The sequence below is a fragment of the Neptuniibacter sp. genome, from assembly GCF_024231755.1.
In the GTDB taxonomy this organism is placed as follows: domain Bacteria; phylum Pseudomonadota; class Gammaproteobacteria; order Pseudomonadales; family Balneatricaceae; genus Neptuniibacter.
The window spans coordinates 79,580-105,684 of sequence record NZ_JAAEQH010000061.1; the positions used below are offsets into that span (position 1 = coordinate 79,580).

Annotated in this window: 30 protein-coding genes and 3 tRNA genes; 15 read left to right on the forward strand and 18 right to left on the reverse strand. The window is 44.2% G+C overall.

Going from position 1 to position 26,105, the window contains the following annotated elements; genetic code table 11:
• Nucleotides 1-8 precede the first annotated feature (8 nt).
• Together GY843_RS02585 and GY843_RS02590 are read right to left on the reverse strand one after the other, a co-directional pair.
• Nucleotides 9-1,436 (reverse strand): FAD-linked oxidase C-terminal domain-containing protein, encoded by a 1,428-nt coding sequence (locus GY843_RS02585; protein WP_297306203.1) that lies wholly within the window; start codon nucleotides 1,434-1,436, stop codon nucleotides 9-11.
• Nucleotides 1,437-1,648: 212 nt separating this feature from the next.
• Nucleotides 1,649-2,389: a hypothetical protein gene (locus tag GY843_RS02590; protein WP_297306205.1), complete on the reverse strand. Its 741-nt coding sequence runs from the start codon at nucleotides 2,387-2,389 to the stop codon at nucleotides 1,649-1,651.
• 122 nt (nucleotides 2,390-2,511) lie between these two features.
• On the opposite strand from GY843_RS02590, the gene GY843_RS02595 reads away from it, so the two are divergent.
• From GY843_RS02595 to GY843_RS02610, 4 genes are all read left to right on the forward strand, one after another.
• Nucleotides 2,512-2,901 carry a YkgJ family cysteine cluster protein gene (locus GY843_RS02595; protein ID WP_297306207.1) on the forward strand — a complete coding sequence of 130 codons (390 nt, stop codon included), beginning with the start codon at nucleotides 2,512-2,514 and terminating at the stop codon, nucleotides 2,899-2,901.
• 87 nt (nucleotides 2,902-2,988) lie between these two features.
• Nucleotides 2,989-3,195: a hypothetical protein gene (locus tag GY843_RS02600; protein ID WP_297306209.1), complete on the forward strand. Its 207-nt coding sequence runs from the start codon at nucleotides 2,989-2,991 to the stop codon at nucleotides 3,193-3,195.
• A 233-nt stretch (nucleotides 3,196-3,428) separates the two neighbouring features.
• On the forward strand, nucleotides 3,429-4,496 hold the full coding sequence (locus tag GY843_RS02605) for a substrate-binding domain-containing protein (protein ID WP_297306211.1): 1,068 nt from the start codon (nucleotides 3,429-3,431) through the stop codon (nucleotides 4,494-4,496).
• An 8-nt stretch (nucleotides 4,497-4,504) separates the two neighbouring features.
• Nucleotides 4,505-5,290, forward strand: coding sequence for a hypothetical protein (locus GY843_RS02610; protein WP_297306214.1), 786 nt, complete (start codon nucleotides 4,505-4,507; stop codon nucleotides 5,288-5,290).
• A gap of 71 nt (nucleotides 5,291-5,361) precedes the next feature.
• Here GY843_RS02610 and GY843_RS02615 read toward each other — a convergent pair whose 3' ends face one another.
• The 3 genes from GY843_RS02615 to GY843_RS02625 all read right to left on the reverse strand — a co-directional run bounded on the left by GY843_RS02615 (nucleotide 5,362) and on the right by GY843_RS02625 (nucleotide 8,151).
• Nucleotides 5,362-6,171 carry an ion transporter gene (locus GY843_RS02615; RefSeq protein ID WP_297306216.1) on the reverse strand — a complete coding sequence of 270 codons (810 nt, stop codon included), beginning with the start codon at nucleotides 6,169-6,171 and terminating at the stop codon, nucleotides 5,362-5,364.
• Between the two features lie 122 nt (nucleotides 6,172-6,293).
• Nucleotides 6,294-7,151 (reverse strand): EamA family transporter RarD, encoded by an 858-nt coding sequence (gene rarD, locus GY843_RS02620; RefSeq protein WP_297306218.1) that lies wholly within the window; start codon nucleotides 7,149-7,151, stop codon nucleotides 6,294-6,296.
• A complete protein-coding gene (locus tag GY843_RS02625) occupies nucleotides 7,141-8,151 on the reverse strand; it encodes a hypothetical protein (protein WP_297306220.1) in 1,011 nt (336 codons plus the stop codon). The genes rarD and GY843_RS02625 overlap by 11 nt, the downstream gene beginning before the upstream one ends.
• A gap of 141 nt (nucleotides 8,152-8,292) precedes the next feature.
• Between GY843_RS02625 and GY843_RS02630 the strand changes: the two genes are divergently transcribed.
• Both GY843_RS02630 and GY843_RS02635 read left to right on the forward strand, forming a co-directional pair.
• Complete coding sequence (locus tag GY843_RS02630) at nucleotides 8,293-8,784, forward strand: Lrp/AsnC family transcriptional regulator (protein ID WP_297306222.1); 492 nt, start codon at nucleotides 8,293-8,295, stop codon at nucleotides 8,782-8,784.
• 118 nt (nucleotides 8,785-8,902) lie between these two features.
• Nucleotides 8,903-9,097 carry a hypothetical protein gene (locus tag GY843_RS02635; RefSeq protein ID WP_297306225.1) on the forward strand — a complete coding sequence of 65 codons (195 nt, stop codon included), beginning with the start codon at nucleotides 8,903-8,905 and terminating at the stop codon, nucleotides 9,095-9,097.
• Nucleotides 9,098-9,162: 65 nt separating this feature from the next.
• Here GY843_RS02635 and GY843_RS02640 read toward each other — a convergent pair whose 3' ends face one another.
• The gene (locus tag GY843_RS02640) at nucleotides 9,163-10,413 is read right to left on the reverse strand and encodes a DEAD/DEAH box helicase (protein ID WP_297306227.1); all 1,251 of its coding nucleotides are present in this window, start codon (nucleotides 10,411-10,413) and stop codon (nucleotides 9,163-9,165) included.
• A 200-nt stretch (nucleotides 10,414-10,613) separates the two neighbouring features.
• Between GY843_RS02640 and GY843_RS02645 the strand changes: the two genes are divergently transcribed.
• From GY843_RS02645 to GY843_RS02670, 6 genes are all read left to right on the forward strand, one after another.
• On the forward strand, nucleotides 10,614-10,940 hold the full coding sequence (locus GY843_RS02645; protein ID WP_297306229.1) for a hypothetical protein: 327 nt from the start codon (nucleotides 10,614-10,616) through the stop codon (nucleotides 10,938-10,940).
• 86 nt (nucleotides 10,941-11,026) lie between these two features.
• Nucleotides 11,027-11,800, forward strand: coding sequence for an enoyl-CoA hydratase (locus GY843_RS02650; protein WP_297306231.1), 774 nt, complete (start codon nucleotides 11,027-11,029; stop codon nucleotides 11,798-11,800).
• Between the two features lie 24 nt (nucleotides 11,801-11,824).
• Complete coding sequence (locus GY843_RS02655; protein WP_297306233.1) at nucleotides 11,825-13,003, forward strand: thiolase family protein; 1,179 nt, start codon at nucleotides 11,825-11,827, stop codon at nucleotides 13,001-13,003.
• 4 nt (nucleotides 13,004-13,007) lie between these two features.
• Complete coding sequence (locus tag GY843_RS02660) at nucleotides 13,008-13,751, forward strand: SDR family NAD(P)-dependent oxidoreductase (RefSeq protein ID WP_297306235.1); 744 nt, start codon at nucleotides 13,008-13,010, stop codon at nucleotides 13,749-13,751.
• Between the two features lie 217 nt (nucleotides 13,752-13,968).
• Nucleotides 13,969-14,235 (forward strand): hypothetical protein, encoded by a 267-nt coding sequence (locus GY843_RS02665; protein ID WP_297306237.1) that lies wholly within the window; start codon nucleotides 13,969-13,971, stop codon nucleotides 14,233-14,235.
• Nucleotides 14,236-14,525: 290 nt separating this feature from the next.
• Entirely contained in the window at nucleotides 14,526-15,962 is a 1,437-nt protein-coding gene (locus GY843_RS02670) for an aldehyde dehydrogenase family protein (RefSeq protein WP_297306239.1), read from the forward strand.
• A gap of 271 nt (nucleotides 15,963-16,233) precedes the next feature.
• On the opposite strand, the gene GY843_RS02675 is transcribed toward GY843_RS02670, so the two are convergent.
• The 4 genes from GY843_RS02675 to GY843_RS02690 form a co-directional block, all read right to left on the reverse strand.
• Nucleotides 16,234-16,518, reverse strand: a complete 285-nt coding sequence (locus GY843_RS02675; RefSeq protein ID WP_297306241.1) for a hypothetical protein — start codon at nucleotides 16,516-16,518, stop codon at nucleotides 16,234-16,236.
• 34 nt (nucleotides 16,519-16,552) lie between these two features.
• Entirely contained in the window at nucleotides 16,553-17,224 is a 672-nt protein-coding gene (locus GY843_RS02680; RefSeq protein ID WP_297306243.1) for a response regulator transcription factor, read from the reverse strand.
• 97 nt (nucleotides 17,225-17,321) lie between these two features.
• Nucleotides 17,322-17,756 (reverse strand): response regulator, encoded by a 435-nt coding sequence (locus tag GY843_RS02685; RefSeq protein ID WP_297306245.1) that lies wholly within the window; start codon nucleotides 17,754-17,756, stop codon nucleotides 17,322-17,324.
• Between the two features lie 54 nt (nucleotides 17,757-17,810).
• Complete coding sequence (locus tag GY843_RS02690) at nucleotides 17,811-18,497, reverse strand: DNA-binding protein (RefSeq protein WP_297306247.1); 687 nt, start codon at nucleotides 18,495-18,497, stop codon at nucleotides 17,811-17,813.
• Nucleotides 18,498-18,652: 155 nt separating this feature from the next.
• On the opposite strand from GY843_RS02690, the gene gap reads away from it, so the two are divergent.
• Nucleotides 18,653-19,663: a type I glyceraldehyde-3-phosphate dehydrogenase gene (gene gap, locus GY843_RS02695; RefSeq protein WP_297306249.1), complete on the forward strand. Its 1,011-nt coding sequence runs from the start codon at nucleotides 18,653-18,655 to the stop codon at nucleotides 19,661-19,663.
• 19 nt (nucleotides 19,664-19,682) lie between these two features.
• Here the strand turns inward: gap and GY843_RS02700 are convergent, their stop codons facing one another.
• Nucleotides 19,683-20,189: a hypothetical protein gene (locus tag GY843_RS02700; protein ID WP_297306251.1), complete on the reverse strand. Its 507-nt coding sequence runs from the start codon at nucleotides 20,187-20,189 to the stop codon at nucleotides 19,683-19,685.
• A gap of 401 nt (nucleotides 20,190-20,590) precedes the next feature.
• On the opposite strand from GY843_RS02700, the gene GY843_RS02705 reads away from it, so the two are divergent.
• Nucleotides 20,591-20,911 carry a hypothetical protein gene (locus tag GY843_RS02705; protein ID WP_297306253.1) on the forward strand — a complete coding sequence of 107 codons (321 nt, stop codon included), beginning with the start codon at nucleotides 20,591-20,593 and terminating at the stop codon, nucleotides 20,909-20,911.
• A 107-nt stretch (nucleotides 20,912-21,018) separates the two neighbouring features.
• Here the strand turns inward: GY843_RS02705 and GY843_RS02710 are convergent, their stop codons facing one another.
• The 4 genes from GY843_RS02710 to GY843_RS02725 form a co-directional block, all read right to left on the reverse strand.
• The gene (locus GY843_RS02710; protein WP_297306255.1) at nucleotides 21,019-21,144 is read right to left on the reverse strand and encodes a hypothetical protein; all 126 of its coding nucleotides are present in this window, start codon (nucleotides 21,142-21,144) and stop codon (nucleotides 21,019-21,021) included.
• 354 nt (nucleotides 21,145-21,498) lie between these two features.
• Entirely contained in the window at nucleotides 21,499-22,254 is a 756-nt protein-coding gene (locus GY843_RS02715) for an FkbM family methyltransferase (protein WP_297306257.1), read from the reverse strand.
• Nucleotides 22,255-22,499: 245 nt separating this feature from the next.
• Nucleotides 22,500-22,586 (reverse strand) — tRNA-Leu (locus GY843_RS02720).
• Between the two features lie 342 nt (nucleotides 22,587-22,928).
• Complete coding sequence (locus GY843_RS02725; RefSeq protein WP_297306259.1) at nucleotides 22,929-23,963, reverse strand: nitronate monooxygenase; 1,035 nt, start codon at nucleotides 23,961-23,963, stop codon at nucleotides 22,929-22,931.
• 219 nt (nucleotides 23,964-24,182) lie between these two features.
• Between GY843_RS02725 and GY843_RS02730 the strand changes: the two genes are divergently transcribed.
• A complete protein-coding gene (locus GY843_RS02730; protein ID WP_297306261.1) occupies nucleotides 24,183-25,043 on the forward strand; it encodes a LysR family transcriptional regulator in 861 nt (286 codons plus the stop codon).
• Between the two features lie 150 nt (nucleotides 25,044-25,193).
• On the opposite strand, the gene GY843_RS02735 is transcribed toward GY843_RS02730, so the two are convergent.
• The 3 genes from GY843_RS02735 to pgsA all read right to left on the reverse strand — a co-directional run bounded on the left by GY843_RS02735 (nucleotide 25,194) and on the right by pgsA (nucleotide 26,008).
• A tRNA-Cys gene (locus tag GY843_RS02735) sits at nucleotides 25,194-25,267 on the reverse strand.
• Nucleotides 25,268-25,291: 24 nt separating this feature from the next.
• Nucleotides 25,292-25,366 (reverse strand) — tRNA-Gly (locus GY843_RS02740).
• Between the two features lie 90 nt (nucleotides 25,367-25,456).
• Entirely contained in the window at nucleotides 25,457-26,008 is a 552-nt protein-coding gene (gene pgsA / locus GY843_RS02745; RefSeq protein ID WP_297306263.1) for a CDP-diacylglycerol--glycerol-3-phosphate 3-phosphatidyltransferase, read from the reverse strand.
• Between the last annotated feature and the right edge of the window lie 97 nt (nucleotides 26,009-26,105).

The following is a 26,105-nucleotide window of genomic DNA, read 5'->3' on the forward strand; positions in this document are numbered from 1 at the left end:
ATAAGCCTTTATAAATCAAATACCTTTCCAGGATTCATGATGTTATTTGGATCTAAGCTTTTCTTAATGCAACGCATCATTTCTACGGCGTCACCATGCTCACTAAGCAGGTATTCCTTTTTACCAAAACCGATCCCGTGTTCACCCGTACATGTGCCACTCAGCTGCAGGGCTCTATGAACAATCTTCTCAGATAGCTGTTTGGCGGCTTTGCTTTGTTCACTATTTTCAGGATCAAAAACAATCAGCACATGGTAATTTCCATCACCCACATGACCGACAACTGGACAGGAAAGCCCTGCTTCTTCAGCAAGTCTTTCTGAGTCAGCGATACTAACAGCCAATGCTGAAATGGGGACGCAAACATCAGTCGTTAATACTTTGCTGTTTGGTTTGAGCAGATGAGCAGCTGGGTAAGCATTATGCCTGGCTTTCCATAAGGCATTTCGTTGCTCGGTCGTTTCAGCCCATTGAAACTCTTTTCCACTGAAAGCCTGACAGATATCCTGCAGCTGCTCTATCTGCTCATTAACAGCGCTTTCTGTACCATGAAATTCGATAAAGAGGGTGGGTTGCGCAGTAAAGCCTTCCAGCTTGGAATAGGCGATACAGGCCTCCATTTGAAGCGCATTTAGCAACTCTATACGAGCTAACGGTAATGCCATCTGCATGGCATTAATAACCGTATTCACCGCGCCATCAACAGTTTCAAAGCTGCATACTGCGGATTTGATAATCTCAGGAACTGGATGAAGCCGGAGCTGTATCTCGGTGATAACTCCCAGAGTGCCTTCTGAGCCGACATAGAGCTGGGTTAGATCATAACCCGCAGAGCTTTTTCTGGCCCGGGTACCGGTTTTCACTATTTCGCCTTCAGGAGTAACAATTGTCAAACCAATCACAGCTTCTCGCATGGTTCCATAACGCACTGCATTAGTGCCTGATGCCTGAGTTGCAGCCATCCCACCAATGCTTGCGTTAGCGCCCGGATCCACAGGAAAAAACAGGCCGTCATAACGCAGAGCTTTATTGAGTTCTTCGCGGGTAACGCCGGCCTGAACACGACAGTCCATATCTGCAGCGTTAATCTCGATAATCTGATCCATCTCTGAGAGATCAAGAGAGATGCCACCGTGAACCGCTAGCAGGTGACCTTCCACAGAAGTCCCCGTCCCAAAAGGAATAACAGGTATTTTGTAGCGATTACACAGCTGAACAATCTGTGCGACCTCTTCATTGCTAAAAGGGTAGATAACCGCATCTGGAGCAATACAGCCATAGCTATCTTCGCCTCTTCCGTGCTGCTCCCTTATCGATTGGGAAAGGTGTATGCGATCGCTTAAAGTGGGTGCGAGCTCATTGATGACTTTTTTAAGGTCGGCCTGTGAATATGGCTTTGTAACTCTCTTATGGTGTAACTGCATAAACTCTGTCACTGTCTGGGTGCCACAGTATTGGATCTGGGCTTTTTTATATTTTTTCTTATTAAAGCAGTTGGCGGGCTTGCTGGGTAGCAGATATTAAAGAGATTCTTAGAGGGAGAGGGTGGCGATCCGTCGCCTATCCATGTATTCGTTTCCGTGAACTAAGCGTCATTCTATATAACGAATATGTCACTAATATTGCATTTATTGCATAGGCACGATCATCACCTTGTTAGCTGAATAAACGCCTGCTGCAATAGATCTCTCATCATTAGTGTTATATCTGTATCTGAATCACTGTCATCCCACAGGTCTTTGATAGAGGTAGAAACATCGGGGTCAAAACGCCTATCATTTCCTGCCAGTTCATAAAATCGATTAACCCAATGCGTCCCTCCTGCAGCATCAGCATCAACCATTAACATAGCCTGAGCTAATACGGCTTGTTTTATCCCTTTATCATTAGGTGGCGATACCATTATTTTTTGTGCAGTACCTGTAATTTTCAGCCCCCTAACATTTAGATTGTATCGTCCATCACAATAGGAACCTTTGGTTTCTCCATACTCGGCATCGAGATTCAGTGTCTTCAGAGCAAGCCTGATTGGCTCACATAGAGCCATGTACACGGTATCCAGATCGAAATGGATATCGGGATATTGAGGGAAAATCAGACTAAAATTCAAAATCCCCGGGTGATGAGGAACTGTTGTACCACCACTTTCTCGAACAATAACAGGCCAACCTTCGTTTGGTAGCTGCTCTCTGGCTTCAGAAAAGCCAGGAAAACGGGTTTCTTTCCTTGTTACAACAAGACATTGAGGGTTTTCCCAGAGCCTGGCAGTAGCCCCACGCTTTCCTGACGCAACCTCTTTTAGTAAATACGTGTCTCGCTCTAACGCTTGAAGGGGATCCGCCGCGAGCGGCTCATCAATAAAGCGCCAGCGAGGTGGTCTATGAAACAACTCTAACACTTGTTCGGGTAACTGCTTTGACAAAACCACTTACTCAAATTAACTGAAAACATGAAAATAATGCTATTATCGCCGCCCGATTTCCACCGTCTTAGATCTACTTAATAGTTTTTATGAGCAAGCAAATTCCCGCCGCCAATGTTGATAATCTTTCAACCTGGGCCAAGTACAAAGCAAGTTTATGTCAGAGCTGCAGAGGCACCTGCTGCAGCCTACCCGTAGAAGTAAAGTTCTCAGATCTTGTGCGAATGGGCGTCGTGGACGAGTTTGAAGAATCTGAACCTGCTAAGCGCTTAGCCAAACGCTTAATGAAAGAGGGTATCGTTGGGCACTTCAATCATAAAAGAGAGATATACACACTATCACGATATTCGAATGATGATTGTATCTATCTAAACCAGAAAACTCGCCTTTGCGACATCTACCATAACAGGCCAAACACTTGCCGTAATCATCCCCAAATAGGCCCTAAACCTGGGTATTGTGCTTACCAACCTAAATAAAAGGTTCTTTTCACCATTTTGAAAACAAATATGCATAACATCTAATAAAAAGGTAAAATAACACTAATTCATATCAGGGATTGCGAAATGAGCAAAGGGAATAAGGAAGCTAATTGCAGTGAATGCAGTGAGGCTCTCATAGCACAAAACAAGGAGCTTTGGGCGAAAGCACTGCAACAGATAGGCGATAGCAATAACGCAGAATGGTGCGCGATCTGCGATCAGTTGTTTGTGCAAAACAATTCTATTTCTCCGCATCACGATGAGATTGAAATCACCTTCATCGATCCTTAAGCGCTCTTAATCGCACCAAGAACGAATTAATCATTCGTCACCCTCACAAAGCCCTACTTAAATTCCCTGCTATATTTATTCATATACCGCATATGGCAATCAAATCTTCTGATACAACGTCCTGAGCAGTGGTTATTGTCAGGAAGACCGACCCCGCCTGTTGTACCAAAAAACGTACCAATACATGTACCAAGGCATGTGACAAAGCACGAGCAAATATAGTGAGAGTAACTATGAATAACAGGTTCAATGGTGCTCACAAAGCATCCTATCTACATCATTTTAATTTCTTACTCCTTCTGGTTAGCGCAGTGTTTATTATGCCCCTACAAGCAGAAGAATCCCCTGTAGAGAAAAGAGTGGGGGTACTGTATTGGTCTTCAACAATAGAGGGGCAAGTGGCGATGCGCAAAGGGATTGAAGAAGTGTTAGAAGGATCCGAAGTCCCTATAAGATACGAACCTCTTGTTGCTGGTGATGGCGCTCAGGGCATTCGCAATCAAATCAAACAGATGAAAGCCATGGTTCAAAGCAAACCGGATATCATCATTGTCCAGCCCACGAATAATGCAGTTCTCAAAGATTCACTCATCGAAGCCAATCAGCATGGTATTCCTGTAGTCGCTTATGATCAGTACATACTTGGAGGCACGCTAGCGAGCTTTGTGACATCGGATAATTTTCAGGCAGGTTATCTGAATGGCGAATATGTCGCATCCAGCTTCGATCAGGAATATGAAGTAAAAATTGTCATGGTCGAGTATCCAAGTGTTTCTTCGACGATCGATCGAGTGGAAGGCTTTCTCGCCGCATTAAAAAACAATTCACAACGTTACAAAATACTAAAAACTTATGAGGCCGTAGAGCCCGTAGCTGGGAAAATAGCAGGGGAAACTATCATCAAGGATTTCCCAAAGAGAGGCAGTATAGATGTGGTTTTTAGTGTGAATGATGGCGGAGGCCTAAGCATGGTTACAGAGCTGCAAAAAGCAAAACGCTTTGAAATCCTGCACGCCACGGTAGATGGAGATCCCATCTCTATCAAAAACATCACAAAAGACAAAGGCATTACACAAATTGACAGCGCCCAGTTTTGCGCAGAATTAGGTCGAGTGACCGCACGGACAGCTCTGCAAATCTTAAATGGAGAAAAGGTCCCCTATCAAATCCTGGTCCCAACCTTCCCGGTAACCAAAGAAACATTACAGAGCTATTCAGGTTGGTACGGCATACCCATCAACAAGCTTGAGTTGCCATGGAATCAAAAAAACTGGGAGTACAAATTAAAGGCCAAACACTAAGGTCCAAAATGGATATTAGAACGCTTCTTCTGTGCCTCCTTTTAATTCCTGCGAGTGTTCAGGCGATAACTCGCGTGGGAATTGTTCTTGAGTGTCCTTACTTCTGCGAAGGGGATGACAAAAAAGGTTACATCAGAGAGTTGGTCGAAGAGTTTTTTCAGCTGCACGCAAAATCAGAACCGGATGTTCAGTTTTTTGCCTTACCACCATTTCGCATTTCACAAATGGTAGAAACGGGCCAGCTCGAATTTGGAGTTCTGAATTCCAAGGATATTCGTTATAACAGCAGGCTACAGAGCTTTAATTCTGTACTTGGTGTGAGTTATTCCGGTATCGCGAGTAGCGTCAAAAGCGATTTCTTAGTATTAAGTGAGGCCGACCTTGTCGGGGAGGAGGTGTGCTTTATAAATCTTCCCCCTTCATTACGAGAAACTTTCCTGAACCTTCACTCCAAGTCTCCGTCGCACGTAATATCAATCAAAGGGGTGAATTCGGTTAGCAGGGGCTTTGAAATGCTTCGTACTGGAAGAACCAAGATTCTGGTCGGGGAGTTCAACAGCCTGAAAAACCACCTGGGTAACAATCCTCGTTTAGCTAAAGACTATAAAGTTTCGGCCAGCTCTTTTACCGGCTATAACTCGCTGGTTTTGTTCACCTCGGACAGTCAAAAAAACTATAGCGGGCTGAATGAAGCGTTTACCAAATACCTCCACCAGAAAAGGGAGAGCGGTGAACTGAAGAGGTTGATGGAATCCTATTTCATCGAAGATTGGTCGCAACAGGTAACCTATTAAAGCAATGGTTTCTGCTTCAGAGGGCGGCTACAACTGAAGCAGAAGTGTTCAACAAGTACATCTCAGAGCTACTATTTATCTCTGTGCTTTTCTTCGATTAGGGCTTTCAGCTCTTCAATCTGATTTGAAAGATCTTCAATCGTGAGCTGACCTTCTGCCAACGCTTTCTCTTTCTCTTCTTGAGCGTGCTCATTTTCCATAACATTCACGACGATACCAATCACCATATTCAAGAAAGCAAAGGTAGTGAGGAAGATGAAAGTGAGATAAAAGAGCCAGCTGAACGGATACACCGCCATTGTCTCGTACATCACATCGGTCCAGTCCTCAAATGTCATCACCCGGAATAGGGTCAGCATAGCGATAGATATATCACCCCAGAGGCTTTCATTGATATTGGCGAAGAAAGACGCTCCGATCGCTGCGTAGATGTAAAAAATGATAAACATCAGCAGGATAACGTAGCCCAATTGAGGCAAGGCTTTTATTAATGAGTTCAGCAACAAGCGTAATTCAGGAACAATAGACACCATACGCAGGACCCTGAAGATACGAATCAAGCGGCCTACCAACGCCATTTCACTGTCCTGAATTGGAATCAAACTGACAACCACAATCAATGTATCGAACAGGTTCCAGGGATTTTTAAAGAAATGCTTTTTATCCGGCTCACCGATAAAACGGATAGTGATCTCAACTAGGAAAAACAGGGTTATACCTGTATCCAACCAACTGATCGCAGTAAGTACGTTTTCTGGTATATCGTAGGTTTTAGCGCCGATTACCAGTGCAGAAAAAAGAATTACAGAGACAACAAACAACTCAAAAAAACGATTGCTACGCAATTCAAAGAAACGGGTTTGCAGGGATTCCATACTCATATGTCAAAGCCACTAATCTATCTAACTAAATTTCGGGCAGAACTTTACTGTGATTTTGAGACAAAGGGTAGGGCTAGAGCTCTTCGGACATCTTTTTCAGATGCCGCTGTCGGTGAATACCCTCAACACTGAAAACGATTAAAGCTACCCAAATAAAGATAAAGGTCACCAAACGCTGCATATCCATGGGTTCTCCAAAGTAGAAAACCGCAATCATGAAAGCAATACTTGGCCCTATATACTGAATCAATCACTGTCAAAGTGAGGCTGATTCTTCTTGCGCCTGCAGCAAATGCGAGCAACGGCAGACTGGTTACCAGCCCCGCCGATATCAGCAACCAGAAAGTTGAGCTGTCTTCTGTAACAAGCTGCAGACTTCCTTCCTGATATAGCCAAAACATGTATATCAACGCCATTGGCAGTAGCCATAATGTTTCAATAAAAAGACCGCTGATAGCATCTACCGGGATCTTTTTCCGTAATACGCTGTATAGCGAGAAACTTACTGCCAGTGTGATCGCTATCCAAGGTAGTTCACCCAATAGCAATAGCTGATATCCCACACCAATTCCGGCCAGAGCTACCGCAACCCATTGCAAGGGGCGTAACCGCTCACCAAAAATAAACATAGCAAAGACTATATTTATCAACGGGTTAATAAAATATCCCAAGGTTGTTTCAACAACTCTTTCTTGAGCAACTGCCCAGATAAACACCAACCAATTTATAGAGATAACTAGTGCAGACAGCGATAAACCCAATAGCAATTTTGGCTGCTTAAAAATAGAAATAATCTGTTTGCCACCTGCGCTAATCAGAACAACCAGGCCTAAAAAAACACAGGACCAGACCACTCGGTGTGAGATCACTTCCAGGGCCGAGACATGATCAACCGCTTTGAAATAGATCGGCACCAGCCCCCACATCACAAATGACGCGATGGCGAAATAAACGCCCTTGGCATATTCCTTATCCGGCATCAACTGACTCCCTTTTTTTCAGCGAAACATCCTGATAGAGGAATCGGTGTTGTTGCTCGATGCTTAGCTTTGTCAGCAGGCGTGTGATTATGGCCACCAGCATGAGACTGAAACATAATCGAGCCCAGAGAACGCCCGATAGATCCGCACCTAATGTCAATACAAGCAGGGTATCTTCAATGATGCTATGACATAAGCTCAGTAGGCAAAGAGCTGAGAAGCAGTCTTTAGCACTGATACGCCCACTCTCTGCCTCTTTGATAAGTAACCCGCCACCAAAAGAGAGCCCGAGGGTTACCCCGATTATGGTTAATGATGTTGCCTGTGGGCCAATTCCCATCAACTTAAGAAGTGGCTGTAACAACCAGATCATAAAGCGTTCAACGTGCAACCAACGCAGCAGACGGAGCAGGGCAAGCAGCACACTGACAATAAGTATGATCATTAAAAGGCTCTGCCCCTGGGTAATTAGCCAAGTAGAAAAACGGTCATCAGGGATTTCTGGCTGCCAAAGCAGTTGAGCCGGTTCCTGCAGCCAACATCCCCATTGATAGGAGTAGTGAAGAAACACTCCTAGCACCAGAGCACAGATAAACCGCAGAGCAAAGGCCGCTGGCAGCCGCATGCCAGCTTTTTGGGTGATGCGAAGCTCAAGAGGAAGGCTGTGAGCGATTAGCATCATGCTACTCAAGACAGTCACCTGAGCGATTGTCAGGTTTTCCTGAGGCGCAGCCTGAAAGAAGATCAACATACCGCCATACATATTAGTCAGCAGAGTTGTTGCCCAGACCAGTCCCATACTCTCAGGCAGCCCAACGAGCGACATAAGCGGCTCTAATACGGCGCTGATATAAGGAATAGCCCCAAGCTCATCCAGAATTTTGACAGCGATGACTACTGGGATTGTCAGCTTGAAGAGTAGAGCGCACACATCATAGATCTCCCGCCCTAACTCTGGGAGAGTGGTAGTCATAATATGATTGACGCTTAACCTGTTCATTCTGAAAACCGAGATAGACGAAAAAAGAGGTACAGTTTAGATGAGTTATTCTGCTTATGATTTTAAATAACCCTCTGAAAGCAAATATAGATTTTATTTTTTCTAGTTTTTTGCAATAAAATTAATAAATATTGACTAAATATGAAATCTTTAGATATGAACGTAGACCGCATAGATCGCCATATCCTTAAATGCCTGCAACTTGATAACAGGATTAGCAACCAGGCTTTAGCTGAAGAGGTAGGCCTTTCGCCTCCAGCGTGCCTGCGGCGTGTTCGACGCTTAAGAGAAGAGGGGATCATCATGGCAGATGTAGCCCTGCTAAACCCTAAACTACTTGGGCGCACTATAAATATCATCGTCGAAGTAGAGATGAACCGCGATCAGCTTGATGTTCATGATACTTTTATGCGTAAGATGCAGGCCGCCCATGAAGTTACGCAGTGCTACCAAGTCACAGGCGATGTTGATTTTGTATTAGTGGTTCTTGTTTCAGATATGGAAGCTTATGAAGCCTTTGCTCGCCGCGATCTGGCTAGTGATCCTAATCTACGTAAATTTCGCTCATTAATATCTCTGCGCCGTAATAAGTTCGAGACGGCCATCAACCTTGACCAGATCACAACTGAATAGAAATTGTCATAACCCGGTAATTGAATAGTCATCAAAACAGGTTTTTATGGGTGCTTATTGATTACTGGCGACATAGCGTTCGCCACAAGTTTATAAGCAATAGAGACCGGAAAAGACTATGAGCAGTAAACTTCGATTGGGCGATCTACCGTTCAATCATGATGACATGGACGATGAGCTTTTGGATTTTGAGTCGGATGCTCGACCACGAAAGAAAACAACAAAAACAAAGCGAAACAAACAGGATTCAGACAACTACATGCACGAACGCTCCATGAAACGACGTTCCTACGAGAGCCATGATTTTATGTAGTGTAACTTGATGTAATGTGGATGAGAGCGTGTAGCACAGAACTACAGGCTCTCATTTTTTTAGGTTTATTTATTTTTTTTCTTAGCTGCAGACTTCTTACCGATAATTTGTGTACGAGTTGCTTTGTTAGTACGTTTTTTCGGACCTTTCTTATGGATTCGTTTGCGCAACCCATCACGGCTACCCACTTCAAAACCCGGCATAAAAATACGCTTTATCGATGAGCCTATAAGGCGCTCTATATTAGCCAACGCGGTTTCTTCTTCTCGACTAACGAAAGAGATTGCCTGACCTTTCTGCCCAGCACGACCAGTACGGCCGATGCGATGCACGTAATCCTCAGCCAAATAGGGCAGATTGTAGTTAACTACATGCTCAAGGCCTTTGATATCCAAACCGCGTGCTGCTACCTCCGTAGCGACTAAAACCTGGACTTTACCAGCCTTGAAATCAGCAACGGCTCTGCGACGCGCACCCTGGCTTTTGTCTCCATGACAGATCACTGCATCAATACCGTCGTATTTAAGATCCATCATTAGCTCATTGGCTTGAGCCTTTGTGCTGGTAAACACAAGCACCTGGAACCAGTTATGTTTTTTAATCAGCTCAGCAAACAGATCGGCTTTACGTTTTTCCTCTACCGGATAAACCACATGCTCAACTGTATCCGCAGTAACGTTTTGCGGTGCTGCTTTAATCTGTTCGTGACGGGTTAGAATCTGTCGAGAAAGCTTATGAACCGCATCAGACAGGGTGGCAGAAAAAAGCATTGTCTGGCGCTTATCAGGAGTTTGCTTAAGTATCGTAAGCACATCAGTGACAAAGCCCATATCTAACATGCGATCAGCCTCATCGAGCACAACAAACTCAGTTTTAGCCAGATTCACATTACAGGCAGACACGTGTTCCAATAATCGACCTGGTGTAGCGATCAGAATATCTGCGCCATGGCGTAGCTTTTTCTGCTGCGTATCCAGATTAACACCACCATAAACCGCCAGCATTCGCAGATTTAGGTGTTTATTGTAACGACCAATGGTTTCTGCCAACTGCTGGGCTAACTCACGCGTAGGCGTAAGGATTATTGCTCGCACAAAGCCTGACTCAATTGTTTTCGGTCTATCCGCCATCTGTTGCAGGATAGGCAATGAAAAAGCTGCCGTTTTACCTGTTCCAGTCTGCGCATTGGCCAGAATATCTTTACCACGGCGCGCCGGAACAATAGCTTTCTGCTGAATAGGCGTCATGTCAGAGTAGTCACACTCATCCAGAGCTTGTTGAATCTCTGGTGACAAATCTAATGCGGAAAATTTCATAGCGGACCTTTTATGTGACTTTTAATATGACATCAATATGTTGGCGGACGCGGATTATAAATCAATTTACATCATATAGTTAGAAAGCAAAGCATGCTCCTGTTAGAGTATGAGGCCAGTTCCTTCTAAAGTAGACCAGAAAGCTGTCGGTTTCTTATGTAAACTTGTTGAAATAATTAGAATTTTTAGACACAGAAACAATGCAAATCCCTGAAGACAAAAGAATAACAGTCATCTTCCGTATTGAACCCGGTTGCCTTGGCCCTCAAGGTGTTGAGCATGTCGATAAGTTTTGTAATGGCGCGAATAAAAAATTAAGTCAGCTCCATCCAGGTTTTGTAAATTGGCAGGTTGTCCCTCGCCATGACAAAACTCTTCCAGAGCTGGACTATGCATTACGAAAACGTCCGCTATCCAGAGAACATGCTTCACGTTACTTCGCCCATTTCGATATGGAGATCGACAAGTTTGAAATGAGTGTATTTGACGATCTCCCTGAAATGATCGACCAGTTTTTCGGGCGCTAATCAACCTAATAACTCACCAGCAAACCCGCATAGACGATTCTTTACCTATAATTTCAATAATAGCTTCCACAGTTACCAGGTAGCCTATGACTGAGAAATTACAGGTAAAGCTTTCGGCTCATACAGCCCTAATCACAATCAACAACCCACCTGCCAACACCTGGGATTTAGAGTCCCTGGATCAGTTGTATAGAACAGTTACCAGCCTTAACCAAAACAGTCAGATTCAAAGTTTGATTATTACAGGTCAAGGCAAAAAGTTTTTCTCAGCAGGTGCCAATCTCAAAATGTTCGCTTCTGCCAATCCTTCTAATGCACAAGAAATAACTGACAGTTTCGGTAAAGCATTTGAGGCACTTAGCAACTTCAAAGGAGTATCCATTGCCGCTATCAATGGTATCGCCATGGGAGGCGGGCTTGAGTGCGCTCTGGCATGCGACATACGAATAGGTGAAGCGCATTGCTCACTTGGGCTACCGGAGGCCAAAGTCGGCCTACTGCCTTGCGCGGGAGGAACGCAACGACTTTTAAGCTTAGCCGGGGAGGGCTGGGTTAAACGTCTGATCCTCTGCGGCGAAACACTTGTTGCCGATAAAGCGCTGGAGCTAGGCATTATTGAAGAGATAGTAGAACCGGGAAATTCATTGCAAAGAGCGTTTCAATTTGCCGATCAAGTCGCAGAGCAAAGCCCTACAAGTATTGCGCTTTGTAAAGAGCTGATACAACAGTCCAGAACTATTCTTACACCCGGTTTGAACATGGAGCGTGAGTATTTTGTCAAACTGTTTAGCACTAAAGATCAGAAAGAAGGAATTCAGGCGTTTTTAGAGAAACGTAAACCTGAGTGGAAAAACGCCTGATCCTGATATTAGAAGGAGAATAATATGCCTTCGAACAGCGATGCAGTTGCTATCCTATCCGCCACCAGAACCTCCATTGGAAAATATTTGGGGGCGTTAAGCCAGTACAGCGCTCCACAGCTTGGGGGTGCCGCGATTAAATCATGCCTACAACAGTCAGGCTTGTCTGCAAATGAAGTTGATCAGCTGATAATGGGATGCGTATTAACGGCAGGTTTGGGTCAGGCACCTGCTAGACAGGCCGCGCTTAACGCAGGTCTGAGCACCAATACGCCTTGCACCACCATCAATAAAGTTTGCGGCTCTGGCATGAAGTCCATTATGGATGCTTACGACCAAATAATTGCCGGAAGCTCACAGGTGATTGTCGCTGGCGGCATGGAAAGCATGAGCAACGCTCCTTATCTTATCGCAGATATGCGCAAAGGAAAGCGTATCGGTCATGGCTGCACAAAGGACTCAATGTTTACTGACGGCCTTGAAGACGCTTTTGAAAGTAAGCTGATGGGTGTTTATGCACAGGAGATAGCCGATCGCCTTTCTATCAGTCGACAAGAGATGGATGACTATGCGATTGAATCACAGAAGCGAGCAATCCATGCCACCCAGAGCAATGGTTTTACTTCTGAGATATATCCGGTTGGTACAGTGTGTGACGACGAAATAAATACAGAGATCGACCTTGAGCGAATCAGCAGGCTAAGGCCAGTTTTCAAGGAAGATGGAACAATAACTGCGGCCAACTCCAGTTCCATATCCGATGGGGCGGCAGCGGTCTGTTTAAGCACATTAACAGCAGTTAATCAAAATAGCCTCATCCCTATTGCTCTTATCAGAGCACATACTAGTTATGCCTGTAAGCCCGGCGATTATCCGCTTGCCCCTGCACAAGCGATAGAACAACTGCTCAGCAAAATTGACTGGCAAACTGATGAAGTAGATCTTTATGAGATTAATGAAGCTTTTGCTGTAGTACCGATTATTACAATGAGGCAACTCGATATCGATCATAAAAGAGTCAATATCCATGGAGGTGCCTGTGCTTTGGGGCACCCATTAGGCTGTTCTGGAGCGCGTATCATTGTCACCCTGCTGCATGCTTTACAGCAGAAAGGACTAAGCAAAGGAGTAGCAGCAATATGCATTGGTGGCGGTGAAGCGACAGCAATAGCGCTAGAAGCACTTCAAGTCAAAGGAGGATAGGGTCATGCAAATACAAGGGAAAGTTGCTGTAGTCACAGGTGGTGGTTCTGGTTTAGGTAAAGCAACCTGTTATCACCTTAGCGCTCTAGGCGCCAAATTAGCCATATTTGATTTGAATAGCAGCGGTCTGAGCTCAGATTCAAACATACTTAGTTACGCAATAGATATTACTGACGAGCAACCAGTCGCAATGGCGATAGAAGAGGTTATGAATCTGTTTGGCGCTATCCATATCTGCGTTAACTGTGCAGGCATCGCCCCTGCAGAGAAAATTCTGAGTAGCCATGGCCCTTTGCCTTTGGCTCATTTTCATGAAGTTATAAACACTAATCTTATCGGAAGCTTTAATGTAATGAGCAAATGTGCCGAACAGATGGCTCACAACGCACCAGAACATGACGAGAGGGGAGTTATCATCAATACCGCATCCATTGCCGCTTACGAAGGCCAGAAAGGGCAAGCGGCCTATTCAGCCAGTAAAGCGGGGATTGTTGGGATAACTTTACCTGCAGCCAGAGAGCTTTCTGAATATGGGATACGTGTTAACGCAATTGCTCCAGGTGTTTTTGATACCGAAATGATGCAGCACATGCCGGATAAAGTCCGGCATACATTGCAACAACAGATAGAGCATCCTAAGCGTTTTGGGGAACCACTGGAGTTCGCACAGCTGGTAGAGCATCTTATTCAGAACCCATATCTCAACGGGGAAGTGATACGACTTGACGGCGGACTTCGAATGTCCTGAGTAAGCATTTAGTGACTGACCCGTAATTCACCTCCCACCCAAAGCAAGAAGAAAGCAAAACACGAGCCCAACAAAAACAACATATTAAATCCACTTTCTAACCCACTACTTTAATCAGTGAAATGCCAATTTAGGGATAAAATTGGTTGATTTCTGTGACTGTCACTTATATAATTACAAGCAGTTAAAGTTAATAAATCGCAGGCAGGGTAGAAAAATGATTGATCGTTTAGATAGGCATACGCAGACTCTTCCAGGCATCAAAGAGCCAGTTAAGCGAGGCAGAAAAACTATATTTTCTAAATCAATGACTGCAGCTGAAAGAAAGGCGCGCTCCAGAAAATTGCAGATCGAACGCGTATCGCTATCTGAGCCTTATGAATGGTCTGAGCAGGACTGCCTAATGGTTCTTGCTAATAAAAAACTACAAAACCTTCAAAAAATGGCTTGGGAAAGGTTAGGGCAGTTGAGGGAATATGCATAACGACTAGCCCTTGAAGCAAAAAAGGAAATATTGACGCGATAAGCTTAAGCACCTCTATTGGCGCAATACCAAGCCTTAAACTCCCAGCTCTTCGACGCAATAGGTTTAACTGACTCAGCTTAACTGTCCAACCTTCCTGCCTAAGCCCTAACACACCTCCCAAAACCCGCTCAAAAACCATTCCCGACCCCTTTCTTGATTCAAATAATGACTAATAGCGTGACTTTTAGTCTGGCGCAGCTAGGATATTAGAATTAGTTAATACGACAGCTCTGATAAGGATTACAAGAATGCTAGATAAGCGCGCTTTTTACATAAACGGCCAATGGGTTTCTCCAATCCAGACAAATGACTTAGAGGTTATCAATCCTTCTAACGAAGCGGCTTGCGCTGTAATTTCACTTGGCGGCCAAGCAGATACCGATACAGCAGTATCTGCAGCAAAAAACGCTTTTAATGCCTGGAGCGAGACAAGCAAAGAAGAGCGTGTCGCGCTTTTGGAAAAGCTACTGGAAATCTATATGGCGCGCTCAGAAGAGATGGCCGAAGCTATCTCAACTGAAATGGGAGCTCCAATTGCGCTAGCAAAAACAGCTCAGTGCGGAGCCGGAGTCGCTCATATTAAAAATATTATTCGCGCCCTTAAGGCCTTTGAGTTTGAGCGTCCATTGGGTAAGCATGCGCCAGATAACATGATTCTCCATGAGCCAATTGGTGTTTGCGGACTGATTACGCCATGGAACTGGCCAATGAACCAGGTTGCATTGAAGGTGATTGCAGCGCTGGCGGCCGGCTGCACTATGATCTTAAAACCTTCAGAAATCTCGCCTCTGTCTTCCATGCTGTTTGCCAAGATGATTGACGAAGCCGGTTTTCCCGCTGGTGTATTTAACTTAGTTAATGGAGACGGACTAGGAGTGGGCAGTCAACTATCAGGGCACCCTGATATAGATATGATCTCATTCACTGGCTCAACGCGAGCAGGAATCGCCATCTCAAAAAATGCTGCTGACACAGTAAAGCGAGTTAGCCTAGAGCTTGGCGGGAAAGGAGCAAATCTTGTATTTGCGGATGCTGATGATAAGGCCATTACTCGTGGCGTTCGCCACTGTTTTAACAACTCAGGACAATCCTGTAATGCTCCTACACGCATGCTTGTAGAGCGCCCCATCTATGACAAAGCAGTTCAGACAGCAGCGAAGGTCGCAGAACAAACAACTGCTGACATCGCGTCTAAAGAGGGACGTCATATCGGACCTGTGGTATCTGAGCTTCAATATCAAAAGATCCAGACTCTTATCAACAAAGGGATAGAAGAGGGCGCAAAACTCGTTGCTGGCGGCCTGGGTAAACCTGAAGGGCTAAATAAGGGCTATTTTGTACGACCTACCGTATTTGCCGATGCAAACAACCAGATGACCATAGCTCAGGAAGAGATTTTTGGCCCCGTGCTTACGATTATTCCGTTCGATAGCGAAGAAGAAGCAATTGCTATAGCCAATGACACACCCTACGGCTTAACCAACTATATTCAGACTCAAGATGGAGAGAAAGCAAATCGCGTGGCTCGCCAACTTCGTTCTGGCATGGTCCAGATCAACGGGCAGCCTATGGGAGCTGGATCACCATTTGGTGGCTACAAACAATCCGGCAATGGCCGCGAAGGCGGAATTTGGGGGCTTGAAGATTTTCTAGAAGTTAAAGCAGTAACTGGCTGGTCATCTTGATAATCAACTTATCATAGCAACAGAAAAGAACAGCGTGAGCTACGTTGTTCTTTTTGATACTTTCCCCGCAAAACACAATTCTTCGACGCTCTCCGCGCGATAATTTCAACTGCCCATATAAGGTTATATGTTCAATTACCATCTTCACAAAGCAGGAGGTAGTCATACCTACATATTCAAATACTGTATTTAACATAATATATATTATGCGAATATATAAAAATCAACAAAAGCCCATACACTAAGACTGTTAGCCATAGTAAGAACTTACTTATTGGGACGGAAATGCAGGATTATCAGCAGACTGATAGCTACACAAAAGCGCAGGATGGAGATTTATAAGCTCACCTGTGACATCGGATTCAACTACAAGCATAGACGCTTCAGGAGCAATATTGTGGAGCTTGGCCACAACCTCGTAAGGCTGATATTTGTGAAGCTTAAAGGTATTTGATTCGTAGAGATCAGCGTCCAGCATTACACTGTCGCCTACAGAGATTTCATTCCAGAGAAGCTCGGTTTCAAGATGCAATTCAGTGAAGTCTAAGCAATCCATAAGATCACGCCTCTACGCACAGAATAGATATATCTTAAGCTTGGACGATATTGTGACGAATTGCGAGGTGAACTAGCTCAGAATTATTGCTAATTTTTAATTTACGGAAAATATTTGTTCTATGAGCATGAACAGTCTTAGGACTAAGACACTCAGCTTCCGCTACCTGCGAAACGGTTTTGCCCTCAGCTAGAAGCGAGAAAACCTGAAGTTCTCGCCGAGTTAGCCCCGCCAGAGAAATCTCATCGGAAGAGCTGTTACCGCTAATTCTGGAGCGAATCTCTTCAGTTATATACTCTTCTCCGCCATGAATCGCCTTAACAGCCTGAAGCAGCTCATCTGGCGAACACCGCTTAGTAAGAAAGCCTTTTGCGCCAGCGTTTACGACATGCGCTGGAAATGGATCTATCTCCATAGCCGTGAGAACAAGCACTTTTGCTTTAGGATCATGAGAGATAATTCTCCTTATCGCCCCTAGCCCGCCATTTAGACTCACCTCAACCTCAGCTGATTCATTATCCGCTGGCATATTTAAATCCATGATCACTACGTCAGGCTCATGACTTGCATACATTTCGCAAGCAGATTGACCATTGTCAGCCTCACCCACGATCTCAATGCTTTCATCAGAAATAAGAAGGCGCTGAAATCCCGCCCTCACAAGAGGATGATCATCGACCAAAAGAACCTTAATTGGATTGCCCATCGACTTTATTCCCGAGAGTTTTAGGAAATGCTTTTATTCTGAGTCAGCCTGATACTACTTTAAAAACATGAAGTTAAAATTACTACTTTAGAGTCTATCACTGCCCAGTTTCAGGAAGTATAGCATCAGCACCCTTGTAGACACCGTGACAATTGATATCCAAAGCACCCGAACTGGATACATCCTCGGGGGAAATATGCCCAGGCAGCGCAACAAGCTCATCACTATACCCAACAAGCTGCACACCTTCCTTTTTGCAATGAAGAAAAACCTTCTCAAGAGCACTAACAACCGCTCTCTGCCGCGCATTAAGCTGATCGCTATTTTTCTTTTTAGGCTTGCTTGTCACCTGACGAATCGCATAACCATCATCATCAAGCAACTGAATTGTCACGTTTTTTAGCTTTTCCTTCACCAGTAGCAGCTTAGCCTGCTTAAAGGATCGCTCATTCTGACAGCAGACAGCATCATCAAGACCGCACTTATGCAGCGCCTCAATTATTTCTGCCTCATCAGCCTCAGAGCTCAGCATTATATCCATCTATGATCGCTACCCGTAGTTCGATTCAGAGAATCAAGTCATTAGTCATACGCTTTTAGAGTCTTGATTCTGCTGCTCTAGACGTGCAATTTCAAGCTGCAATGATGATTTTTCAGTTACCAGTGTATCTATTTGTTTAGAAAGACGTTTGTTTTCCTCCTTCAACGTCCTGTTACTTACCTGAAGCTCAATATATTCATCTATTCCGCCGCCCTTACCTGCCGCATTTAGCTGCTTCAACTCCCTCTCGAGCGACTCATTTTTTAGTCGCACCGACATAATTCCATTTTCACTCTCAGCTAACTTCAATTGCAGTTCAAGCTTTCCATCATTAAGCCGCTCATTATCCTGCAGCAACCTTAAGCATTGCGAACGAAGCTCTTTCAACTCCTGCTGATCTTCTTTGCTACCTTCAGACGCATCCCTCATTCGCTTGCGATAATCAGACTCAAGCTTATGCCGTCTTTCTTCAAGGCTTTGCTCCGCATACGCCAGGGCCTGCACCCACAGTTTGCTTGCGCTCTCAGCCACTGGGTCAGGAATCATTGGGTGAGAACTGTTTGCCTTTAGCCTCTCTCCAAGCTCCAGCCACCATGCACTAAGCGCCTTGTTTATCGTTGTGATTGACCCGCTACCCAGCCTATCCCTTACATTCTGCTGAGTAGGTCTAACGCCTTCCATCAGTAGCTCATCAGCAGCCTTTTTGGCCAGCTCCTGCGTATTGATCGCCATATAAAATATCCAATATGTATTATATGGTACATATTATATATCTAAATCTTACTTTATTCCTCCTGAATTGAGCTTTTAGAAAATGATTCCAGCTATTTCATCTATGCTGATTATTAACGTCAGGATTTTGTAAGCAGATAGCCAGGAGGCTCTTTATGTCTATTCGAGTAGCAATAAATGGATACGGGCGTATTGGTAGAAACATCCTCAAGGCGCTATACGAGTCAGATAAGCAAAACGAACTAAAGATTGTTGCAATTAACGATCTTTGCGATCCAGAGATTAATGCACATTTAACAGAATATGACAGCGTGCACGGTAGATTCAGCCACTCCATTACCGTCTCTAACGGCTATATGATGATTAATAACGACAAAATTCGAGTTCTGAGCGAAACAGATATCAGCGCCCTACCCTGGAAAGAACTCGATGTAGACCTTGTGATGGAATGCACTGGAAGGTTCACTGATAAAGACTCAGCATCCCTGCACTTAGAAGCTGGAGCACAAAAAGTTCTTATTTCCGCCCCAGCAACAAATGCGGATGCGACTGTTGTGTATGGAGTAAATCATCAAAAGCTTGCTAATGAGCACCGCATCATTTCTAACGCTTCTTGCACGACAAACTGCCTAGCTCCGCTTGCCAAAATTTTACATGAAGGGATTGGCATCAAATCAGGCATAATGACCACAATACATGCCTATACCAATGATCAGCACTTAACGGATGCTTACACTGGCGATCTGTATCGCGCCAGATCAGCCGCATTATCCATGATCCCTACCAAAACAGGCGCAGCCAGTGCTGTAGGCCTCGTACTGCCAGAATTAGAAGGAAAACTGAGCGGACTAGCTGTGCGCGTCCCAACATCCAATGTTTCCTTGGTTGATTTAACAATCGAAACCACAAACCCAGCAGATGCCGAAAGAATCAATCAGTTGGTCAAAGATGCTGCATACGGAAAGCTGCGTAACATTCTAGAATATAGCGATAAGCCATTGGTTTCAGTGGACTTTAACCACAACCCCTCGTCCTGTATTTTTGACAGCACGCAAACAATAGTCAGCGGAAACCAAGCCAAGGTTTTTGCCTGGTACGATAACGAGTGGGGGTTTTCTAATAGAATGATCGATACAGCTATCTTTATAGGAAATCTATCTAGCTGAATTCAGGAGAGCCAGTTAATCAATCCAAGTAGCTAATTTTGGACAGGTAGAGGTCATGCTCACTGCATCCTACTGGATTGCTAATGGCCTCCTCTAGCCTCCGCTTCACATCCTGAGGCACCTCGGAAACCTCAGTAGCAGAAACAGTCTGATATTTTTCCTGCACCAAGTATGAAGGCGAATAATGAGATATCTGGATATAGGTAAGATCACCAGCATCTACAGATGCATAGCTGATTTTTGAGAACTTATTAGCGTCCAAATCACCAGCAATAAATCCTGTATCACAAAGATAATTTATTTTTTTACCAGCAGCTGTTGGCTCAAAAACATCAGTAGGGTCAGCGCCAGCCAGAATTGCCTGAATCTGCTCTGCTGAGCTATCTGCTTTTTTGGGGGAGGAGCTTTGACTAGGCGTATTAGGGCTCTGCGCAAGATAATCGATATCAAGCGCATTCATAGCCTGGCTGCCAATAACACCGGCAACGACCAGAATAAGAATACCTTTCGGTAGATCGCCAACCATCTTTCTCAAATTCCTTCTTGCTGCTATCTAGCTAAATTCCTAACACTGCAAGTATAGCAACAGATTCAAACACCTTTCCCTGTGTTGCTTGTCTATCAGAGCCACGGATTTAGCAACCCATAACTTTTTTCATAAAGCCTGCATTAAGCTTAGACCACTTTTTAACCTTCTTTTTCAAACAGATCTATTGTACCGAAGTACAGTAAATAAGGGCTTTGAGGAACGTTTTAAAATAAGATAATATAATTCCTTTCAAAACATAGCGTTATAGCAACAATTATTTAAGGGCGTATTTATCTGATACAGTCACAAAAAAATTGAAAATAATTCATATAAATTCAAACACGCCTCTTACATCGTAAACTACAGTAAATATTGGTATGGCTTGCACGACACACTCTATGAAATTAGTTAAAGATCTTAGTGATTCTGGCTCGATTGTCTTTTACTGGACCAGCGACGAGACTGGAGAGGCAATTAGCCCGGAGCTTAAAACTCTACAGCTCGCTGATGAATGGCGAAAAAACTACCTATTCTCGCAATATGATGGCGTGGAGCGGAGAAAATCCATAATAGACCGCAGAAAGAACAGCGATAAGCGAAAGCAGATGGAGAAGAACTACAAATCTTCCCGGCAAAACCCCCAGGGGCGTAGAGAGTCCGACCAAACTGCGAATGTGGATATTGATCTCTTTCAGGAAAAGATAAAAGCTTTTCTGTAAGCCTTCAGTTTGAAGTTTTGGCCCACTCGCCAATTCTGAATAAATAAGAGGAGCAGGAAAAGCAGCCACAATCTAAGCCGCTCCTACCTCATCTATCGCTTTACCCCTCACACTAAAAATATGTCAGTGTTATCAATCTGGCTCTGACGATTCACTTCATCAACAATGACTGGATGCTCTATAACAAGATCTGATTTCGGTTCGCCGTCTTCCTCTGGAGCGTATGAAAGCATAGTTTACTTACTAGAAACACCTCATTAACACTCTCAAAGCTTAACAAATCGTCCCAAATAATTAGATTATTGGCTGTAGACCCATGTATAGATACGTAGCCACTAATTAGTGAAGCAAAGTCTCTGCCTAGCCTTTCATCGGTTTCAATCAGTAAAATTGCCTTAATAGTATTCGCCTGCTCTGAACCTTGATATTCTGCAAGACTTTGAGAAAGACTATCTGTCATTAGCCTTAGTACACTCCTCTTTTGGGGCAATTTTGTAATCAGTACAAATAGTTATGAAGGGCTGATTAGCTTGAGAACTGAAGCGATGCACTCCTGCTTGGAGGAAGCCAGTGTCATATTTTAAATGTTATCTTCTTCTAGAATTACGGATCATTTCCTCTGAAATAAATACTATATTAGAGCGGCGAAGATGAGGTTCTCTTTTAGGCCATTCGTTAACTTGCTCATAAATACCAAAGATGAAATAGCTATTCTCTTCAAGAAATGCCTTTAGGATTTCAAGTGGGACGTGGTGCTTATTATTGGGGTTCATTCCTGCTTCTACTTCAACAATATCGACGCCCTTTGTATTAAGCAGCTCCTCTGAACCTTTTAATACATCGAGATCTCCACCTTCAGTGTCAATTTTTAAATAGCTTATTTTGCTAATCTGATTAGCCTTACAGAATTCATCTAGCGTTGAGATATTGACTGATTCAGTCTTCTTTAAATTTGCGGCATGAGTCCTGCTCTCATTGACCAAGTAGTTCATTGTCGAAACACCGTCAGAAACCATGGTTCCAGTCCCCTCGGAAGCTCCCAGCGCCATGTTGAAGCATTGAACCTGGCCTTTATGGTCCTTCCTTTCAATATTACGCAGAAGTCGCTCATGAGTTGCTTTGATCGGTTCGAAGCAATAAATGGCAGAAGATGGGTATGTTGATGCATATCTCAAAGCTGATTGGCCTACATTGGCACCTACATCGAAAATAACATTAAGCTGGAAGTCAGGGAATCGCTGTGCAATATCGTGATCGATACTGACTCCAAACGGCATTTCACGAAAGACATATTGCTTTGCCGCCTTCCCTGCTTTTATCTTAGATGTTCTCCTTACTCGCATTCCAGAAAGCTCCTAATTCATATTCTGTTGATATATATAACAAGAACGCTGTAACCATACATAAAAACGTTTTGAATTGTGCTTTATTACTCTAAAAAATGTATCGAAACACGTAATTTCTGTTTTTGTCGAGTAATGTAACTATTGGCTGTAAAGCTACCGCAATGTCCAAGCAATGTTATGACAGCTGAAGCTGTTTAACTGGTACTAATGAGAAAGCTAAACATGAGATAAGTCGGAAAAAATGGTGCCCGAGACCGGAATCGAACCGGTACGATCTTTCGATCGGGAGATTTTAAGTCTCCTGTGTCTACCAATTTCACCACCCGGGCGGGGAAGGAATGGAAATCAAAGCTTTAATTCAACCAATACCGCTAGAAATGCAGTCCGTTGAAAAACCTTTATCCATCAAATTGATGGAGCGTATTTTCCGAATATTGAGGCAAATTGCAACCCTTTTATTTCAGTAATTTACAAACATATCATTACTGTATAATCGGTAGCCAATATACACCCAATTACTTTCCAGTAGGCCTTACCAGGACCTACAATAATGACACCAGGCAGGCGCAGTAGCCTCCAGAAGCTATGCTCATTAAACCGCACAGAACCGATAACCACTGCGCGCTTCTTTCGGCTTACATCACGCGTCGCAAATATCACCAATTCGAAAATTATAATCCAAACAAAGCTCGGGTTAGATCCGCGGCTGGAATTTCACGACACCCGGAGGTATCTGTTCCAGACCATAGCGGAGTAAAGTCTCCACTGCCTAAGCTTTCAGCTTTGAACCTAAGCGGCGCTACAGCCGCAGTAGCCAACGGAAACTGCGGTGCATAACAGCTTATTGGGCCTTGCTCTTTAATCAGCCTGTTAACGATTCCTCGAGCAGGGCGACCTGAGAAAACATTAGTGAGTACAGTAACTTTCGATTCTTCACTTTTAAGCGCAGCTCTGTGAATAGCGCTTGTTTTTGCTTCGAGGCATAGTAAATATGCTGTACCCACTTGTACGCCGGCAGCACCAAGCTTTATAGCCTTATTAACACAGCTAGCATCTACAATCCCACCAGCAGCAATAACAGGCAGGTCTACCGCATTGATGATCTGTTGTAGCAAGGCAAAAGTGCTGGTTTGAGTTTCCAGATTATCTGTAAGAAACATCCCCCTATGCCCTCCAGCCTCTACGCCCTGAGCGATAATTGCGTCGACTCCATTACCCTCAAGCCAAATGGCCTCCTCTACTGTTGTTGCAGAAGAGATGATTTTTGAACCTGCCTCCCGAACCATTTCCAACAGATCCTTTGCAGGTAACCCAAAGTGAAAACTAACAACAGCAGGTCTAATTTCCTTAACAATCTCAGCCATTTCCTTGTTAAATGGCGTCCTGGCCGGGCCTGCAGGCACATTATCTGGATCAATATCTAATTCAGCGTAATAAGGTGATAGCTGTTCACGCCACCTCTGTTGTGCAGCTTCATCATTATCCGGTGCATCATGAGCAAAAAAATTAAAATTAAAAGGACGGTCTGTTTGGCTCTGAATAGCCTCCGCTTCTTTTCTCAAAGCATCAGCACTCAGCATGGCGCAAGGTAGTGATCCTACCCCACCAGCATTAGAAACAGCGATAGCGAGCTCACTACCCTGCACTCCAGCCATAGGCGCCTGAATGATAGGTAAATCAATACCTAAAAGTTGTTGAAGTGTCATATCTGAATATTCCTCACAAAACCTTTGATACGCCTGTAAGAAGCCCCTAATTGACTGCAGCGCTAGCTAAATAGGCAAGACAATGCCCCGGCGAGCAGCCTGTCACTGGATTCTCAAAACTAAGCAAAAGCTTACAGTCAAAACAAGATCACTAGAAATGATTTATAAAGATTAGAATTATCACTTATATTGAACTCATTGATTAGTTGGAGAAGTAAGATGCAACTGAAATCGCTAAGGCTATTTATTGATGTGGTAGAAACTGGAAGTTTTATTGCCGCAGCAGAAAAACAGCACACGGTTCAATCAAATGTGACAGCTCACATCAAGAAGCTTGAAGGCGAACTGGGTACGCAGCTCTTTCTACGCAGAGGCGGTGCAACAATAACGCCCGCAGGCAAAACCCTCGCCACTTATGCAAAACGCATTCTAAGAGACCATGATGACGTTTTAGGTCTGTTTCAAGGGAATAACAATGCTCCAAGCAATCTGTACTTAGGCGCAATGGAGACGACGACCGCCGTCCGATTACCTCCTATTCTGGCAGACTTCCACAAAAATAACCCCACAGTTGAACTTAGCGTCGATACCGGACCTACGGCAGAGCTGATAGCTAAGCTCATTGAAGGCAGCGTGGATGGGATCTTTATCGCCGGTTGCCCAGAGCATCACGATTTCCATCTAATTAAAGCATTCACGGAACGCTTGGTACTGGTAGGACCTAAGCCACTTAATAAATTCCCCACCTCCGAGGAACTTATAGAAACATCATTTATAGCCTTCAGGCAGGGCTGTAGCTATCGACAACGAATAGAGCTATTCCTCTCTTCTGAAGGTATCACTTCTACAAGGATTTTTGAGTTCGGTAGTATCGATGGGATATTGGGCTGCGTAGCTGCAGGCATGGGCTATACACTAATGCCCCTCTCCACCGCTCGGGCTCATAGCCAGCGTTTCGATATAGATTATTTAGAGCTAACACCAGAGATTAGCGAGCTTGATACTTACTTCGCCACGTCTTCTCCTTCCACCTGGAATCCAGCGATGAAAAGCTTTGTAGCTATGTTAGTGGGAAGCTAATGTTGATCAATGCTGCTTAATGAATATTCCTACAGCGTGCAGGCAAACAATTAAGAATCAGGTCTAACTTACTACTTGGACTGAGTACGAAAGAAAGCTGTCGTGATTTGCGGGCATAAAAAAAGCACCTAAAAAAGTGCTTAATTTAAATGGAGGCGCGGGTCGGAATCGAACCGGCGTACACGGAGTTGCAGTCCGCTGCATGACCACTCTGCCACCGCGCCTCTTTGAACTTGCTTTACAGAATTTGGAGCGGGAAACGAGGTTCGAACTCGCGACCCCAACCTTGGCAAGGTTGTGCTCTACCACTGAGCTATTCCCGCTCTGCCGTAGCAAGTGGTGCGTATTATAGAGCCCCGCTCCTTTATGTCAACACCGTAACAAGAAAAAATTTTTGCTTAAAGATTAACCACTTACATATCTTCTGACAGGTGCGGCCAAGCAGCTCTAAGGTACTGATACATAGACCATAATGTAAGAATCGCCGCTAGATAAAGCGCTACAATTCCAGCCCATGAAATGGTTGAGCTGTAAGGCTCAGTCACAATCATTAACATAATTGCCAACATCTGCAGTGCAGTTTTCACTTTTCCTATGTAAGAAACAGCCACACTCGCCCTTTTTCCTACCTCAGCCATCCACTCTCGTAACGCTGATATGACGATTTCACGTCCAATAATCACTACAGCAGGAATTGTCACCCAAAGGTTGCCGTAGCTTTCTACAAGCAGAGCCAGTGAGATCGCTACCATCAGCTTATCTGCCACGGGATCAAGAAACGCCCCAAAAGGTGAGCTTTGATCAAGTTTGCGAGCAAGATAACCGTCAAGCCAATCAGTAAAACCGGCAATGGCAAATACAATGCCGGTAGCCATAGGCGCCCATTCGTACGGCAGATAGAAAACAACTACGAAAATAGGGATTAAAGCAATGCGCAGTAGTGTAAGAATATTGGGTATTTTCATCTAAGTCTTATGCATCAGGATGAAGTGCCGCATAGATTTCCTCGGCAATGGTTTGGCTTATGGTAGAGACTTTTGCAATTTCTTCAATACTGGCGCG

Excerpts from the sequence above, each read along its gene's own strand:
- GY843_RS02710 (WP_297306255.1), bottom strand. The coding sequence starts at position 21,144 with ATGCTTTCATACGCTCCAGAGGAAGACGGCGAACCGAAATCAGATCTT.
- GY843_RS02630 (WP_297306222.1), top strand. The coding sequence starts at position 8,293 with ATGAAATCTTTAGATATGAACGTAGACCGCATAGATCGCCATATCCTT.
- GY843_RS02675 (WP_297306241.1), bottom strand. The coding sequence starts at position 16,518 with ATGGATTGCTTAGACTTCACTGAATTGCATCTTGAAACCGAGCTTCTC.
- GY843_RS02705 (WP_297306253.1), top strand. The coding sequence starts at position 20,591 with ATGAAATTAGTTAAAGATCTTAGTGATTCTGGCTCGATTGTCTTTTAC.
- GY843_RS02715 (WP_297306257.1), bottom strand. The coding sequence starts at position 22,254 with ATGCGAGTAAGGAGAACATCTAAGATAAAAGCAGGGAAGGCGGCAAAG.
- GY843_RS02625 (WP_297306220.1), bottom strand. The coding sequence starts at position 8,151 with ATGAACAGGTTAAGCGTCAATCATATTATGACTACCACTCTCCCAGAG.
- GY843_RS02685 (WP_297306245.1), bottom strand. The coding sequence starts at position 17,756 with ATGCTGAGCTCTGAGGCTGATGAGGCAGAAATAATTGAGGCGCTGCAT.
- GY843_RS02680 (WP_297306243.1), bottom strand. The coding sequence starts at position 17,224 with ATGGGCAATCCAATTAAGGTTCTTTTGGTCGATGATCATCCTCTTGTG.
- GY843_RS02595 (WP_297306207.1), top strand. The coding sequence starts at position 2,512 with ATGAGCAAGCAAATTCCCGCCGCCAATGTTGATAATCTTTCAACCTGG.
- GY843_RS02670 (WP_297306239.1), top strand. The coding sequence starts at position 14,526 with ATGCTAGATAAGCGCGCTTTTTACATAAACGGCCAATGGGTTTCTCCA.
- GY843_RS02600 (WP_297306209.1), top strand. The coding sequence starts at position 2,989 with ATGAGCAAAGGGAATAAGGAAGCTAATTGCAGTGAATGCAGTGAGGCT.
- gap (WP_297306249.1), top strand. The coding sequence starts at position 18,653 with ATGTCTATTCGAGTAGCAATAAATGGATACGGGCGTATTGGTAGAAAC.
- GY843_RS02605 (WP_297306211.1), top strand. The coding sequence starts at position 3,429 with ATGAATAACAGGTTCAATGGTGCTCACAAAGCATCCTATCTACATCAT.
- GY843_RS02650 (WP_297306231.1), top strand. The coding sequence starts at position 11,027 with ATGACTGAGAAATTACAGGTAAAGCTTTCGGCTCATACAGCCCTAATC.
- GY843_RS02640 (WP_297306227.1), bottom strand. The coding sequence starts at position 10,413 with ATGAAATTTTCCGCATTAGATTTGTCACCAGAGATTCAACAAGCTCTG.
- GY843_RS02615 (WP_297306216.1), bottom strand. The coding sequence starts at position 6,171 with ATGAGTATGGAATCCCTGCAAACCCGTTTCTTTGAATTGCGTAGCAAT.
- GY843_RS02690 (WP_297306247.1), bottom strand. The coding sequence starts at position 18,497 with ATGGCGATCAATACGCAGGAGCTGGCCAAAAAGGCTGCTGATGAGCTA.
- GY843_RS02635 (WP_297306225.1), top strand. The coding sequence starts at position 8,903 with ATGAGCAGTAAACTTCGATTGGGCGATCTACCGTTCAATCATGATGAC.
- GY843_RS02730 (WP_297306261.1), top strand. The coding sequence starts at position 24,183 with ATGCAACTGAAATCGCTAAGGCTATTTATTGATGTGGTAGAAACTGGA.
- rarD (WP_297306218.1), bottom strand. The coding sequence starts at position 7,151 with ATGCCGGATAAGGAATATGCCAAGGGCGTTTATTTCGCCATCGCGTCA.
- GY843_RS02660 (WP_297306235.1), top strand. The coding sequence starts at position 13,008 with ATGCAAATACAAGGGAAAGTTGCTGTAGTCACAGGTGGTGGTTCTGGT.
- GY843_RS02665 (WP_297306237.1), top strand. The coding sequence starts at position 13,969 with ATGATTGATCGTTTAGATAGGCATACGCAGACTCTTCCAGGCATCAAA.
- GY843_RS02700 (WP_297306251.1), bottom strand. The coding sequence starts at position 20,189 with ATGGTTGGCGATCTACCGAAAGGTATTCTTATTCTGGTCGTTGCCGGT.
- GY843_RS02725 (WP_297306259.1), bottom strand. The coding sequence starts at position 23,963 with ATGACACTTCAACAACTTTTAGGTATTGATTTACCTATCATTCAGGCG.
- GY843_RS02610 (WP_297306214.1), top strand. The coding sequence starts at position 4,505 with ATGGATATTAGAACGCTTCTTCTGTGCCTCCTTTTAATTCCTGCGAGT.
- GY843_RS02655 (WP_297306233.1), top strand. The coding sequence starts at position 11,825 with ATGCCTTCGAACAGCGATGCAGTTGCTATCCTATCCGCCACCAGAACC.
- GY843_RS02645 (WP_297306229.1), top strand. The coding sequence starts at position 10,614 with ATGCAAATCCCTGAAGACAAAAGAATAACAGTCATCTTCCGTATTGAA.
- pgsA (WP_297306263.1), bottom strand. The coding sequence starts at position 26,008 with ATGAAAATACCCAATATTCTTACACTACTGCGCATTGCTTTAATCCCT.